Annotated in this window: 12 protein-coding genes; 9 read left to right on the top strand and 3 right to left on the bottom strand. The window is 66.0% G+C overall.

Going from position 1 to position 13,942, the window contains the following annotated elements; genetic code table 11:
* Positions 1-95 precede the first annotated feature (95 nt).
* The 3 genes from KF887_01015 to KF887_01005 are packed head-to-tail and all read left to right on the top strand — an operon-like array spanning position 96 to position 5,456.
* Positions 96-686: a hypothetical protein gene (locus KF887_01015; GenBank protein ID QYK41757.1), complete on the top strand. Its 591-nt coding sequence runs from the start codon at positions 96-98 to the stop codon at positions 684-686.
* Positions 601-2,076 carry a DNA polymerase Y family protein gene (locus KF887_01010; protein QYK41756.1) on the top strand — a complete coding sequence of 492 codons (1,476 nt, stop codon included), beginning with the start codon at positions 601-603 and terminating at the stop codon, positions 2,074-2,076. Before KF887_01015 ends, KF887_01010 begins: the two co-directional genes overlap by 86 nt.
* A complete protein-coding gene (locus tag KF887_01005) occupies positions 2,073-5,456 on the top strand; it encodes an error-prone DNA polymerase (protein ID QYK41755.1) in 3,384 nt (1,127 codons plus the stop codon). Before KF887_01010 ends, KF887_01005 begins: the two co-directional genes overlap by 4 nt.
* 281 nt (positions 5,457-5,737) lie before the next feature.
* Here the strand turns inward: KF887_01005 and KF887_01000 are convergent, their stop codons facing one another.
* The 3 genes from KF887_01000 to KF887_00990 are packed head-to-tail and all read right to left on the bottom strand — an operon-like array spanning position 5,738 to position 8,838.
* Entirely contained in the window at positions 5,738-6,310 is a 573-nt protein-coding gene (locus KF887_01000; protein ID QYK41754.1) for a DJ-1/PfpI family protein, read from the bottom strand.
* A 3-nt stretch (positions 6,311-6,313) separates the two neighbouring features.
* The gene (locus tag KF887_00995) at positions 6,314-7,270 is read right to left on the bottom strand and encodes an SDR family oxidoreductase (protein ID QYK41753.1); all 957 of its coding nucleotides are present in this window, start codon (positions 7,268-7,270) and stop codon (positions 6,314-6,316) included.
* The gene (locus KF887_00990; GenBank protein QYK41752.1) at positions 7,267-8,838 is read right to left on the bottom strand and encodes an acyl CoA:acetate/3-ketoacid CoA transferase; all 1,572 of its coding nucleotides are present in this window, start codon (positions 8,836-8,838) and stop codon (positions 7,267-7,269) included. Before KF887_00990 ends, KF887_00995 begins: the two co-directional genes overlap by 4 nt.
* A 138-nt stretch (positions 8,839-8,976) precedes the next feature.
* Between KF887_00990 and KF887_00985 the strand changes: the two genes are divergently transcribed.
* From KF887_00985 to KF887_00960, 6 genes are all read left to right on the top strand, one after another.
* Complete coding sequence (locus KF887_00985; GenBank protein QYK41751.1) at positions 8,977-9,459, top strand: hypothetical protein; 483 nt, start codon at positions 8,977-8,979, stop codon at positions 9,457-9,459.
* 2 nt (positions 9,460-9,461) lie between these two features.
* Positions 9,462-10,169 (top strand): hypothetical protein, encoded by a 708-nt coding sequence (locus KF887_00980; protein QYK41750.1) that lies wholly within the window; start codon positions 9,462-9,464, stop codon positions 10,167-10,169.
* Positions 10,166-11,005, top strand: coding sequence for a fumarylacetoacetate hydrolase family protein (locus KF887_00975; protein QYK41749.1), 840 nt, complete (start codon positions 10,166-10,168; stop codon positions 11,003-11,005). The genes KF887_00980 and KF887_00975 overlap by 4 nt, the downstream gene beginning before the upstream one ends.
* Positions 11,006-11,037: 32 nt before the next feature.
* Positions 11,038-12,105, top strand: a complete 1,068-nt coding sequence (locus KF887_00970; protein QYK41748.1) for a substrate-binding domain-containing protein — start codon at positions 11,038-11,040, stop codon at positions 12,103-12,105.
* Between the two features lie 250 nt (positions 12,106-12,355).
* A complete protein-coding gene (locus tag KF887_00965) occupies positions 12,356-13,372 on the top strand; it encodes a tripartite tricarboxylate transporter substrate binding protein (protein QYK41747.1) in 1,017 nt (338 codons plus the stop codon).
* Between the two features lie 75 nt (positions 13,373-13,447).
* Positions 13,448-13,936 carry a tripartite tricarboxylate transporter TctB family protein gene (locus KF887_00960; GenBank protein ID QYK41746.1) on the top strand — a complete coding sequence of 163 codons (489 nt, stop codon included), beginning with the start codon at positions 13,448-13,450 and terminating at the stop codon, positions 13,934-13,936.
* The last annotated feature ends 6 nt before the right edge of the window (positions 13,937-13,942 follow it).

Raw genomic sequence — 13,942 nt, 5'->3', positions numbered from 1 at the left:
GCCTGGCCGTGAGTCGCGGGGCGGGATGGCAGTGGAACGGAAGGCGACCAGACCGGATGGTTACATCCCTGGCGCTTGTACTATAGTTTCGAGTCATGTCCGCGCCCTCGAACTCCCCTCCCCGCTTGCGTCCCGCCCGCGTTCATGAGGTCTGCGGGCCGGGTGCGACCGGCTTTGCCTCGATTGTCTGCGCGCAGAGCGCGGGGCCTCTGTTCTGGCTGCGCGAGGGTTGGCAGGCCGGGGGGCTCGACCCCAGGGGCCTTGCGGATTTCTGCGATCCCGCGCGCATCCTGATCGTGCGGACAAGGGATCAGACGGATACGCTCGCCGTCGCCGAAGAGGCGCTCAGGGACGGGGTGGTCAAGCTGGTGGTGATCGAGATCACCCGCCCGCTTGACCTGCGCGAGGGGCGGCGGCTGCAACTGGCGGCAAAGGCCGGGCAATCGACGGGCCTTTGCCTGATCCCGGAGGGTGCGGGCAGTCCGGCCAGCGAGACGCGCTGGCATTGCGAGCCCGTCCTCGATGTCCGGGAACGACCGGACTCGACTCTGATGCGCTGGGAAATTACAAAGAACAAATCGGGAACAACTGGGGCTTGGCATGTTCGTTGGGACACGGCGGCGCATCGTCTCGGTGTGGTTGCCCCGGCTGTCCAGCGACCGGGTTCTGCGGTTGCGCCCGGTTGAAGGCCCCTTCGCGGTCACGCTTCGGCTGAACAACATCGAGCAGATCCATTGCCTGAACCATGATGCCGAGGTGGCGGGGCTGCGTCGCGGCATGTCCCTTTCGGAAGCCCGGGCCTTCTGCCCGGTGCTGCGGGTCGCGCCGGCCGATCCCGCCTGCGATGCCCGCATGCTGGGCATCCTGCGCCGATGGGCGACCCGATATTGCCCCTGGGTGGGACTGGAGGAGACGCATGGGCTGACCCTCGACATCACCGGCGCGGCGCATCTCTGGGGCGATGAGCGGGCCATGCTCGATGACATGCAGTGGCGGCTGGAACGGGCGGGCCTGGCGGTGCGAATCGGGCTGGCCGACACGCGCGGTGCAGCCTGGGCACTGGCCCATCACGGCGGAGGAATCGCGCGCCCGGGCGAAAGCCTTGCCGCGCTGGAGGCGCTGCCCGTCGCTGGCCTGCGGCTGGATCAGGAGACGAACATCGCCCTGCAGCGGCTGGGCCTGCGGACCATCGGGGCATTGGCCAGGGCATCCCGTGCCCCTCTTGCACGACGCTTCGGTCCAGGGCTGCTGACCCGCCTCGATCAGGCGACAGGGGTGCAGCCCGAGGCGATCACCCCGCTTGGCGATCCACCCCCCTATGCGGTGCGCCTGACCCTGCCCGAACCGATCGGGCTGGTGCCGGACGTGATGGCGGGAACGGCGCGGCTGCTTGATGCGCTTTGCAGCAGGTTCAGGGTGCAGGAAACCGGGGCGCGGGCCCTGCGCCTGACCCTGCGCCGGATCGATCAGCAAAGTCTGCAGGTCGATCTGCGGCTTGCCGCTGCCATGCGCGATCCTGCCCGCATCCTGCCGCTTTTCGCCCGCGCGGTGGAAGGGCTGGATTCGGGTTTCGGCATCGACCAGTTGCGGCTGGAGGCCATACAGGTCGAACCCCTGCCCATCCAGCAGGTCGGCCCGGCGTCGGAGGCCCCGGACCGACTGGACAATCTGATCACCCGGATCGGCACGCGGATCGGGCTGGACAACATCCTGCGCTTCGTGCCGGCGGACAGCCATATTCCCGAACGCAGTTTCGTCATGGCACCCGCGGCCGGGACGAAGGCCTGCGAGGGCTGGCGCGCGCCCCGTCCGCGCCCCCTGCGGCTGTTCGCACCCGAACCCATCGCCACCCATGGTGCGGCCCCCCCTGCAAGGTTTCGCTGGCGGCGGATGCGGCTGACGACCGCCCGCGCCACGGGGCCGGAACGCATCGCTCCGGAATGGTGGGTGGGTGAGGACAGCCGGCATTCAGGGCTGCGCGACTACTGGCGGGTCGAGACCCATCAGGGACGGCGGCTGTGGCTGTTCCACACGCCGCAGAATCCCGGCTGGTTCGTGCATGGGGAATTTGCATGAGGGGTTCTGTCTTTTCCCCGCCGGAGGACAACGTTCCTCGGGCGCGATATGCCGAACTTTGCGTCACCACGAACTTCACCTTCCTGACCGGCGCCTCGCACCCCGAAGAACTGGTCCTGCGCGCCGCCGAACTTGGGCTGGAGGCGATCGCCATCACCGACCGCAATTCTCTGGCAGGGGTGGTCAGGGCATGGTCCGCCCTGAAGTCGCTCAGGAAAGAGGCCGAGCGCAGCCTGCGCATCCGCTCGACCCGCCGGATCGATGCCAGTTCACGGCAGGAAATCGGGCCGCCGCAGGATCTTGTCCGACCGGTCCTGCCGGGACTGCCCAGGCTGATCGTGGGCGCGCGGCTGGTGCTGCGCGACTGCACGGTCGAATGGCTGGCCCTGCCCACGGACCGCGCCGCCTGGCACCGGCTTGCGCGCTTGCTGACATTGGGCAAGGGCCGGGCCGGAAAGGGAGAGTGCCATCTGACATCGGCCGATCTGGCCACCCCCGGTTCCGATGGCGGCTGCCGGGGCATGATCCTGATCGCGCTGCCCCCCCGAAACCTGACACCGGCAGATCTCGTGCAGGCGCTTGATCCGGTCCGAAAGATGGCGCGCCGCTATCCCGGCCATGTCTTTCTGGGCGCCGCGCCGCGCTATGACGGGTCGGACCAGGCGTGGTTCGACGCCTGCGCCGATCTTGCGCTGCAGGCGTCGAGCCCGATGGTGGCGGTGGGCGATGTGCTGATGCATCGCGCCGCGCGCCGCCCGCTGGCCGATGTGCTGACCTGCATGCGCGAACATATCACCATCGACCAGATCGGCACCCGCGCCCTGATGAATGCAGAGCGTCGGCTGAAGGGCGCCCCGGACATGGAACGGCTTTACCATCGCCACCCAGCCGCGATCCGCCGCACGCTGGAAATCGCGGCGCGCTGCGGCTTCGACCTGTCCGAACTCAGCTACGAATACCCCGACGAGATCGCGGATGGCGAACTGCCGCCGGTCCGGCTGGAGAGGCTGGCGCGCGAAGGGCTGGCGCGGCGCTGTCCGGGGGGCATCCCCGAGCGGTATCAGGGATTGCTGGCAAAGGAACTGAACGTCGTCGGCGAACTGGGCTATGCCGCATATTTCCTGACCGTCCATGACATCGTGTCCGAGGCCCGCAAGCGCGGTATCCTGTGCCAGGGCCGGGGATCGGCGGCGAATTCCATCATCTGCTGGGCTCTCGGCATCACCGATGTCTCGCCTGACATGATCGGCATGGTGTTCGAGCGGTTCCTCTCGCGCTACCGTGGAGAGCCGCCCGATATCGACGTGGATTTCGAGCACGAGCGACGCGAGGAGGTGATCCAGTGGATCTATGAGAAATACACCCGCCAGCGCGCGGGACTGTGCTCTACCGTCATCCACTTCCGCTCGCGTGCCGCGATCCGCGAGGTGGGCAAGGTCATGGGTCTGAGCGCGGATGTGACCGCGAGCCTTTCCGGGCAGATCTGGGGCCTGTCGAACGGCGGGGCGGATCCCGCGCGAATCCGTGAGGTTGGTCTCGATCCCGAGGATCACCGCATTTCCTGGACCATCGCGCTTATTGGCGAGATCATCGGCTTTCCTCGCCATCTGTCCCAGCATGTCGGCGGCTTCGTCATCACCAAAGGCAGGTTGGACGAACTGTGCCCGATCGAGAATGCCGCGATGGAGGGGCGCACCTGCATCGAATGGGACAAGGACGATATCGACGCACTGGCCATCCTGAAGGTCGATATACTCAGCCTTGGGATGCTGACCTGCATTCGCAAGGCCTTCGACCTGCTGGAGGAGCACGAGGGCATTCGCCACACGCTCGCCTCTGTCCCGCAGGGGGACGTGGCGACCTATGACATGCTCTGCCGCGCCGATGCGGTCGGCGTGTTCCAGGTCGAAAGCCGGGCGCAGATGAATTTCCTGCCGCGGATGAAGCCGCGCGAATTCTACGATCTGGTGATCGAGGTCGCCATCGTCCGTCCCGGACCAATCCAGGGCGGCATGGTCAAGCCCTACATCAAGCGGCGGCAGGGGCTGGAAAAACCGGAACCCTTCGGCCCGGCGCTGGAGGAGGTGACGCGCAGGACGCTTGGTGTGCCGCTGTTCCAGGAACAGGCCCTGCAGATCGCCATGGTCGGGGCGGGCTACACCGCCGAGGAGGCCGACCAGTTGCGCCGCTCGCTGGCCTCGTTCCGGCGGATGGGCACCATCGGCCAGCACAAGCAGAAGTTCATCGGCGGCATGTTGGCCAATGGCTACAGTCCCGAGGTCGCCGAGCGATGCTTCAGCCAGATCGAAGGGTTCGCCGACTACGGCTTTCCCGAAAGCCATGCGGCCGCCTTTGCGATGCTGACCTATGTGTCCTCATGGCTGAAATGCCACCATCCGGCGATCTTTGCCTGCGCGCTGCTGAATTCGCAGCCGATGGGCTTCTATGCCCCCGCCCAGATCGTGCGCGACGCCCGCGAGCATGGGGTCGAGATCCGCCCCGCCTGCGTGAACCACAGCACCTGGAACAACCGTCTGGAACGGCGCCCGGGCGGAACCCTTGCCCTGCGGCTGGGGTTCCGCCAGATCAAGGGCTTCCGCGAGACGGATGCCGAATTGATCGCCGCCGCGCGCGGCAACGGCTACCCGGACCCCGAAAGCCTTTGGCTGCGGGCAGGCGTCATGCCTTCGGTTCTGGAGCGCCTGGCCGAGGCCGACGCCTTTGCCGGGATGGGTCTGACACGGCGCGACGCCCTCTGGGCGGTCAGGGCGATCCGCGCACCTGCGCCGCTGCCGCTGTTCTCGAACCCGCTGGATGGCGAAGGGCTGCGCGAACCCGCCGTGACGCTGCCTGCCATGCACCTGGGCGAGGAGGTGGTCGAGGATTACGTCTCCATGCGCCTGACGCTGCGCGCCCATCCGATGGAACTGCTGCGCCCTTCCATCACCGGTCTCACGCCCCATTCCGAGCTGTGCCGGACCCCGCTGCGCCATATCTCGGTCTGTGGCCTCGTCATCACCCGCCAGCGCCCCGGAACGGCCTCGGGCGTGGTCTTCCTGACGCTGGAGGACGAAACGGGGGTGTCGAACGTCGTCGTCTGGCCGAAGACCTACGCGCGTTTCCGCCGGATCGTGATGGGCGGGCGGCTGTTGCGCGTGACAGGACGGCTGGAGCGCGAGGGGATCGTCACGCATCTGATCGCCGAGAGGATCGAGGACCTTTCGGACCGCCTGGCCGATCTTGGCCATCCGCTGGAAAGGGCCGTGGGTGTCACCCAGCCGGAAGCCGACGATGCCCCCCGCCCCGCGCGGTATGCCGTCCGCACGCATTACCGGCAAGAACAGGCAAGACGGCTGTTTCCCAGCCGGGACTTCCACTGAGAAGCGCTGACGTCAGGCGCATGGCAGCATTTTTCCTGCCCGCGGCAAACCGGCATGACACCCCACACGCGCGGTCGCGCACATGGCTGTCCGACGGCCGTCTTGGCCACCCACCCGAACCGTCGGCGTTCGTGCGCCGGTACCTGAACGTGACCCGCGCCCCGTCTTCCCTGCGGGGTCTGGGAAAGGCCTTGGGCCAGTTAATTGTCGTGGGCGGCCAGCATTTCCAGCCTGCTACTCGTGGCAAATCCGGACGCCGGATGCCGGAGCGCAAGGGTCGGTCACGATCCCGGCCCCTGCGCCCGGTCGAGCAGCGCCATCCAGGCGCCCATGTAATGCCCGTGGTCGTGAAAGGTGCGGCCTGACACCAGGTTGCCGTCAACCACGCAAGGCGCGTCGACATAGATTCCGCCGCAGACCTCAAGATCGAACCGGCACTTGGCCACCGTCGCCATGCGCCGCCCGGAAACGCAGCCCGCACGGGCGGGAATCTCGACCCCGTGGCAGACGCTGGCCACGGGCTTGTTCTCGGCAAAGAAATGCCGGGTGATGCGGATCAGGTCTTCGTCGTCGCGGATGTATTCCGGCGCGCGCCCGCCGGAAAAGAAAATGCCAAGGTAGCCGGCCGGGTCCACCTCGGCAAAGCTGACATCGGCCGTGATCTGATACCCTTCCCATTCACGGGTGATGGTCCAGCCGGGGCGCACTTCATGCAGGACCATCTGGAAGGCGCGTTTCTCGGGGCCCGCGACCACGGGGGTAAAGCCCCCCTCGATCAGCCGGTAATAGGGGTAAAGCGTATCCACCGTTTCGCTGGCATCGCCCACGATGATCAGAACCTTGCCGCCCGCCATCATCTATCCCCCTGTCATCGCGGCCGCGTGCTGCTGCACCACGGCATCAAAATCCGTGTCCCGCCCGAACCCCAGAGCCAGGGCGCGGGTCACGTCGAAATCGCCGGGCCAACTGCAGACGATGGCCTGTATGCGGGCATCCGGTTCGTGGCGCACCCTTGCGCGCGCCTGCGGTCCGCCGATGCGGCCCAGACTGTCCAGCATCTCGGCGACTGTGACCGACAGGCCCGGAAGGTTGACGGCGCCCCCGATACCGCGTGGCAGCGTGGCGGCGTGGACAAGGTTGCCCACCACCGTATCCGGCGACGAGAGCCAGAGTCGCGTGTCCGTCGGCACCGGGCAGATCGCCTCTGCCCCCGCCATGGGTTCGCGGATGATGCCGCTGGCAAAGGAACTGGCCGCGGCGTTCGGTGTGCCCGGCCGCACCACCACCGTGGGCAGGCGCAACGCCACGCCGTTCACGAAGCCCTTGCGCGCATAGTCGGCGACAAGGAGTTCCCCGATCGCCTTCTGCGCACCGTAGGAGGACGCGGGCAACAGCGCCTGACCATCGGTGACAGTGGCGGGCAGGGCGCCGCCGAAGACGGCCAGCGAACTGGCAAAGATGAACCTGGGCGGCGCGGGCAGGGTGCGCGCGGCTTCCAGCAGCTGCCGTGTGCCGTCCAAGTTGATGCGCATGCCAAGATTGAAATCCGCTTCGGCCTGTCCGCTGACGACGGCGGCCAGATGCCAGATTGCGGTCACGTCACCCGTGACATGCGCTGCCAAGAATGCGGGGTCCGACACATCGCCGGTTTGCGATTCCACCCGCGGATCGGCCAAGGCGCAGGCGCCAAGATCCAGTGACACGATCCGGTCAAAGCCGGGCAGCCCCGCGCGCCCCGAATCCCGCGCGGCAAGCAGCGCGGAAATCAGCCGCGCGCCCAGAAACCCCGCCCCGCCGGTGACGATGATCTTCATGCTCCGACCCCCCCGGCAAAGACCGGATCGTTCTGCAGCCCCATGGGTTCGGGGCGGAAGATGCGGGCGTCCATCATGCGCAGGTTGTCGGATACCTTTGGCCGGAAGGACATTCGGGCCAGCACGTCGCGGTCAAGGTCAACGCCGGGCGCGATCTCGATCAGTTCGAACGCGCCATCCGCGATGCGGAACACCGCGCGTTCGGTGACGAACACCGCCTGCCGCCCCTGTTGCCGCGCAAAGGGGCCCGAGTAGGAAATCTGCTCGATTGTCTGCACGAATTTCGCGTGCTGGCCTTCGCGCAGGATGCGCAGTTTGCCATCCTCGCAGGTCACGTCCAGCCCGCCTGCGGTGAAGGTGCCCGAGAACACGACCTTTTTCGCGTTCTGGCTGATGTTCACGAAGCCGCCGATACCGACGATCTTTCTGCCAAAGCGGCTGATGTTGACGTTTCCCTGCGCGTCCACCTCGACAAAGGACAGGAAGGCACAGTCGATGCCGCCACCGTCGTAGAAATCGAACTGATAGGGCTGGTCCACCGCGGCGGCGTAGTTCTGCGCGGCACCGGAATCGGGGCCTGTCAGGGGCGCACCGCCGATAAAGCCCTGTTCGTTGGTCAGCACGATCCGGTCAAGGATGCGTTCCTCTGCCGCCACGGCCGATATTCCAGTGGACATGCCCGCCCCCAGATTGCAGATGTCGCCGGGTTTCAGTTCCATCGCCGACCGGCGCACCACGATCTTGCGGGGGGTGAAGGGCAGAGGGCGAAAGGCATCCAGCGGCACCCGCAATTCGCCCGCATAGGCGGGGTTGTAATGCGTGGCGTAGGTCTGGCGCTGGTCGGGATCGACCACGACGTAGTCCACGAGGATTCCGGGAATCTTCACAGCCTTGCCCGGCAGGGTGCCGCGCCTGGCCATCCGTTTGACCTGCACGATCACGATGCCGCCGCAGCGCCGCGCGGCCTGTGCGGTGGACAGCATCTCGCCAAGGATCGCCTCTTCCTCCATCGTGATGTTGCCATCCTCATCCGCGGTCGTGCCGCGCAGGATGGCCACATCGATGGGAAAGGGCTTGAACCGCAGCCACTCCTCGCCATCGATGGAGATGAGTTCCACCAGATCCTCCCGCGCCGAGGGGCTTTGCCGGCCGCCCGACTGGCGCGGATCGACGAAGGTGTGCAGACCCGTCTTGGTGATGACGCCGGGCCGCCCGCTGGCGATCTCGCGCATCATCTGCGACAGCACGCCCTGCGGCAGCGTCCAGGCCTCGATCCTGTCCTCAAGCGCCATGTCGATGAACACGGGCGAATCGATCAGTGCCGAGGTGATGACGCGCCGCACCATTCCCGGGCGGGCAAAGTTGGCGGCCCCTTTCGATATGCGGTCGCCGATGCCGACGACATGAATCAGGCAGAGGTCGCGCGGGACGGCTTCGGCCTCGAACCGCTCGCCAAGGGCTGCGATCACCGCTTCGGGCACCGCATGCCCACCGCCCGAACCGCTCACGATGACGCTTGCCCGATCCCGCACGAGTTGCGCGGCATCGGACGCCGAGACGACTTTCATGCTTCAGGCCTCCCGTGCCCGGGCACCGCCGCCTATTGACGCAGTGCCTGACGAACTGTAAACGGTTACAAGTGATCCGAGGGGCCGCATCTTGTCAAGGCCCTGATCCCTTGGAGTGGTTTGCAGATGCCAGGGAGCATGGAAGTGGGCAAGTCTGGCCTGGACATGGTGAACGTCGGCGACACTTTTAAGTTCGCCAAGACGGTTGGCGAGTTTGACGTGTCGATGTTTGCGGGGTTGACGGGCGATTTCAGCGATACGCATATCAATGACCAGTACATGAAGGAGCGCTCGAACCTCGGCGGCCGCATAGCGCACGGCGCATTGCTTGTCGGTTACATGTCAACTGCATCTACCCTCAGCATCGCGCACATCATCCATCTGGACGGGCTGACGGACTTCCCCGTCGGCAGCGGATTCGACCGCATCCGGTTCCTTAAGCCTGTCCTGCTGGGCGACACCGTGACGACCCACTACACGGTGGAGTCGGTGGACAAGGGCGCGGGCAAGAGCACGGCCGACATCCGTGTTGTCAACCAGCACGACGAGATCGTGGCGGTCGGCAAGCATATCATGCGCTGGGCCAGAAAACTGCAGGCCACCAGCCTGCCAAACAGCTGACCATGGCGTTGCAGGGCAAGGGCGCTGTCGCGATCTGGAACGGCATCGCCAACGATGCGGATGCGGAGTTCATCGAATGGCATGTCCGGGAGCACATACCCGAACGTGTCGGCATTCCCGGGTTCGTCAGCGGACGGCGCTATTCCGCGGTTGACGGGCAGCCGGCCTACTTCAACTACTACGAGGTGGAATCGCCGGATGTGCTGCGGTCGGCTGCCTATCTTGCGCGGCTGAACGATCCCTCGCCCTGGACACAGAAAGTGGTGGCGCAGTTCACCGACGTGTCGCGCACCCTGTGCCGCGTCGCCGCCAGCAGCGGCATGGGCATTGGTGTGTTTGCCGAGGTCCTTCGCTTTCCCGTTGTGGCCGACGTCGATGCGGCCGAGGCGTTCGTTTCCGGCCTTGTGGGCGATGCCGCGATCTGCGCCGCGCATCTGTTCCTGCGCGATGAAGGGCCGCCGCAGGTCACCTCGGAAACCAGACTTCGCCGGACGCCCGATGTGACATGGGCCGGAATACTGATTGCCGAGGCTGTCACCGAACCGGCCGCCGCCGCTGTCCGGGCCGGTATGCTGTCCGATACGGCGCTGCGCAAGGCGGGGCTTGGGTTGCCCGCGGGTCGCGGCTTATACCGGCTTGACTACATGATCCGTCATGAGGACGTCGTCGCGCGGCCGCCCCGCAACACACAGAAGGAAATCCAAGCATGAAGTTTGTGCGCTATGGCGAGGCAGGCCAGGAAAAACCCGGAATGCTGGACGCGAACGGCGGCATCCGCGACCTGTCGGGCCTGATTGCGGATATCACCGGTCAGGCGTTCGAGGATGGCTCGATCGCTCGGCTGGCCTCGGTCGATCCGGCCAGCCTGCCGCTGGTGCCGGGCAATCCGCGCCTTGGGCCCTGCGTGGGCAACGTGGCGTCGTTCCACGCGATCGGCCTGAACTATGAGGATCACGCACGCGAGTCGAACGCGCCGATCCCCGAGCAGCCGATCCTCTTCAGCAAGGCGCGATCCTGCATCGTTGGGCCGAACGATGATGTGGTGCTGCCCGAAGGGTCGATGAAAAGCGACTGGGAGGTCGAGATCGCGTTCCTGATCGGCAAACGCGCCTGGCGCGTCAGCCGCGAAGAGGCGGCATCGCATATCGCAGGGTACTTCGTGTGCAACGACGTGTCGGAGCGCGCCTATCAGCTGGAGCAGGGCGGTGGACAATGGGCCAAGGGCAAGGGTTGCCCCACCTTTGGCCCTATCGGGCCCTGGCTGGTGACGCCGGACGAGATCGCGGACGTGCAGAACCTGACGTTGTGGTTGGAGCTGAACGGCCAGCGCATCCAGAACAGCACCACGCGCAACATGATCTTTCCCTGCGACGAGATCGTTTCGCACCTGAGCCAGTTCCTGATCCTCGAAGCAGGCGATATCATCACCACCGGCACGCCGCCCGGTGTGGGACTGGGGATGAAGCCGCCGAAATACCTGAAGAGGGGCGACGTGATGCGCCTGTCGGTCGAAGGGCTGGGCGTGCAGGAACAGCGGGTCGTGTGACCGTCGCCACAGGGTAGGGGGAACGGGCGACCGTGGCCAAGCCGGAGATGCAGAGCCCGCCGATGCGTGCCGCCGAGAATGGCGTGTCGAAACCCGTGGGCCTGCGGCAGGTGGCCAGCATCGCAGGCGTGTCCACCGCCACCGTGTCGCGCGCCATCAATGCACCCGACACGGTGTCGCCCGAACTGCGCGCCCGTATCGACATGGTGATCCGCGATCTCGGCTGGGTGCCCAGCGGCGCGGCCCGGGCGCTGGCCACGCGGCGCACGTTCACCGTGGGCGCGGTGTTCCCGTCGCTGGCGCAGGGCCTGTTTGCCCGCGCCATCGACGGGCTGCAGGACGAACTGAACACGCGCAACTACACGCTTCTGCTGGCGCATTCGCGATACTCGTTCGACGAGGAGCGTCGGCAACTGCTGAAGCTGATCGAACGGGGCGTTGACGGGATCGTGCTGGTCGGGCGCGAACGGCCCGCCGATATCGAGGCGCTGCTGCGCAAGCAGAAGGTGCCCTTCGTCTATACCTTCGTCTTCGACCCCGCAGCCAGCGTGCCCTGTATCGGACCCGACAGCTATAGCGCGCTGTACAAGATGACCGAGTACCTGATCGGACTGGGGCACCGGCGGTTCGGCATGATCGCACAGTCACGCGAAGGCAATGACCGCGCCAAGGCCCGGTGGGATGGCGTGCAGGCCGCATTGGCCGAACACGGCATCGCGATTCCGCGTGCCCACGCGCTGGAAGGCCACTGGAGCATTTCCGAAGGCCGCGCCCTGTTCCGCAAGCTGACAGAACGCAAGCCTCTGCCCACGGTGCTGATCGGCGGCAACCCGTTCCTCGCCGTAGGCGCCTTGCTGGAGGCGCAGGCGCAGGGCATCCGCGTGCCCGAGGACATGTCGATCGTCGCCTATGACGACATCGAGATCATGGAGGAACTGCCCGTTCCCATCACCACCGTGCGCGGCCCCAGCGACGAGGTCGGTCGCCACGCCGCGCGTGTGATCCTGCGGATGATAGAAGGTGCCAGTGACGTGGCGAGCGTGGAACTGCCCTCGCGCTTCATTGTCCGGGCGTCGTCTGGTCCCCCGCCGCAGGGTTAGCGCCCTTTCGCATCCCATGTAACCGCTAAGTCTGCCACGGATGTCAGGCGGTATCATCGCTTGCCGATCGCATCGGAGATCATGCGTCCTGCACTGTCAAACAAGGAATTCTCCACATGGAACCGGCGGAATCTGTTGACAGGGGGGGGTCGTGGCGCTTTTATGTATCCGGTTACATCAGCGATGTGACAGGGAGGTCGGCACGTCCTTGCGGAGTGCGCGAAGGAACCGTTCGGAGGAGAGCTCAATGATGAATTTGACGCGACGCGTGGCGGTCGCTGCGCTTGCCATGTTTGCGGCGGGCGTTTCGGCGCCGGCCCTTGCGCAGGACTGGAAGCCCGAGCAGCCCATCCGCATCATCGTGCCCTGGGCGGCCGGTGGTGCGACTGACTCGATCATCCGCTTCATGGCGGGCGAGTTGCAAAAGGAGATGGGGGCAAACTTTGTCGTCGTGAACCAGACTGGCGCCACGGGCACCGTTGGCACGAAGGGCGCGCTGGATGCGCCCCGCGACGGATATACCTGGACTTCGGGCGGGGTGCAGGATCTGGGCACCTACGGGGTGCAGCAGTTGCTGGATACGAAGATCGAGGACTGGCATCTGTATCTGATCGTGCGCAATGCGCCGGTGCTGACGGTGGGCAACGATACGCCCTTCCAGACGGTGCAGGACGTCGTGGCCTACATGAAGGAGAATCCCGGCAAGCTGACCATCGGCACCTCGGGCATTCCGTCGACCGCGCATTCGGCGATGCAGGCATTTGCCCAGCATGTTGGCGGCGATTTCCGGGCGGTGACCTATGACGGTGATGCACCGACAATGGTGGCCGTGGTCTCGGGCGAGGTGCAGGCAACCACGCAATCTGGCCCCGGTCAGGCCGAGATGATCAAGGGCAAGCGCGTGCGCCCGCTGGCCGTTCTGGCCGATGCGCCGCTGGTGATGGAAGGCTATGGCGCCATCCCGCCGATCACTGATACCTTCCCGGATTTCAACGCCCCGGGCTTGGTGATCCAGGTAGGCATCTTCGTTCCCAAGGGTGTGCCGGATGAGGTCGTGGCCACGCTTGACAAGATCTGGAACGAAAAGATCGCCAATTCAGACGCGGTCAAGGCCTTTGCGGCGGGTCGCGGTTCGATCTTCTCGCCCGCCACTGGCGACAAGGCGATGGAAATGGCGAAGGCGGCCGTTGCCGAAAGCGCCTGGCGCATGTTCGACAGCGGCGTCGCCAAGGTCTCGCCGGATACGCTGGGCATCCCGCGCCCCTGACCGGCGCCCACCCGACAACCGCAGGCGGCGGGCGATGCGTCCGCCGCCTGTGCTTACCGCGAAAGGACCGCCGCCATGCAGAACCCGCGCGAACGCACTGTCGACCGGCTGAGCGGGATCGGCTGGATGATATTCGGCGCGGTCATCGTGGCCCATGCCCTGACGATGGAGACGCGGGACTACCTGGGCGCCACGTTCCAGACCGGCCCTGGCCTTGTGCCTGCAATGATCGGCGGGGCGATTGCCGTTCTGGGCCTGGTGATGACGCTGCGCAGCATGGGTGGCGAGGTCATCGCCTATTTCGATGCAGAGGGTTCGGGCGGCCGCCGCGTGCTGATCGCCCTCGGGCTGATGATGATCTATGGCCTTGGTTTGATCGGGCGGGTTCACTTCGGTGTGGCGACCTTCCTGTTCGTCACGACCTTCGTGTTCGTGTTCAACCTGCCCGTGGGCGGGCAGCGCGCGCTGGCCATCCTGGGTGTCAAGGCCGCGATCGCGGGTGTGCTGGTCGCCGTTGCTGTCAGCTTCGTGTTCCAGACCGTCTTTCTCGTGCGCCTGCCGTAGGATCCG

Source organism: Paracoccaceae bacterium (genome assembly GCA_019454225.1).
Classification (GTDB): Bacteria; Pseudomonadota; Alphaproteobacteria; order Rhodobacterales; family Rhodobacteraceae.
Note: the sequence above shows the minus strand (reverse complement) of the source record. Positions and strands in the feature narration are given on the sequence as shown.

Excerpts from the sequence above, each read along its gene's own strand:
- KF887_00975 (QYK41749.1), top strand. The coding sequence starts at position 10,166 with ATGAAGTTTGTGCGCTATGGCGAGGCAGGCCAGGAAAAACCCGGAATG.
- KF887_01015 (QYK41757.1), top strand. The coding sequence starts at position 96 with ATGTCCGCGCCCTCGAACTCCCCTCCCCGCTTGCGTCCCGCCCGCGTT.
- KF887_01005 (QYK41755.1), top strand. The coding sequence starts at position 2,073 with ATGAGGGGTTCTGTCTTTTCCCCGCCGGAGGACAACGTTCCTCGGGCG.
- KF887_01010 (QYK41756.1), top strand. The coding sequence starts at position 601 with ATGTTCGTTGGGACACGGCGGCGCATCGTCTCGGTGTGGTTGCCCCGG.
- KF887_00985 (QYK41751.1), top strand. The coding sequence starts at position 8,977 with ATGGAAGTGGGCAAGTCTGGCCTGGACATGGTGAACGTCGGCGACACT.
- KF887_00990 (QYK41752.1), bottom strand. The coding sequence starts at position 8,838 with ATGAAAGTCGTCTCGGCGTCCGATGCCGCGCAACTCGTGCGGGATCGG.
- KF887_00980 (QYK41750.1), top strand. The coding sequence starts at position 9,462 with ATGGCGTTGCAGGGCAAGGGCGCTGTCGCGATCTGGAACGGCATCGCC.
- KF887_01000 (QYK41754.1), bottom strand. The coding sequence starts at position 6,310 with ATGGCGGGCGGCAAGGTTCTGATCATCGTGGGCGATGCCAGCGAAACG.
- KF887_00995 (QYK41753.1), bottom strand. The coding sequence starts at position 7,270 with ATGAAGATCATCGTCACCGGCGGGGCGGGGTTTCTGGGCGCGCGGCTG.
- KF887_00960 (QYK41746.1), top strand. The coding sequence starts at position 13,448 with ATGCAGAACCCGCGCGAACGCACTGTCGACCGGCTGAGCGGGATCGGC.
- KF887_00965 (QYK41747.1), top strand. The coding sequence starts at position 12,356 with ATGAATTTGACGCGACGCGTGGCGGTCGCTGCGCTTGCCATGTTTGCG.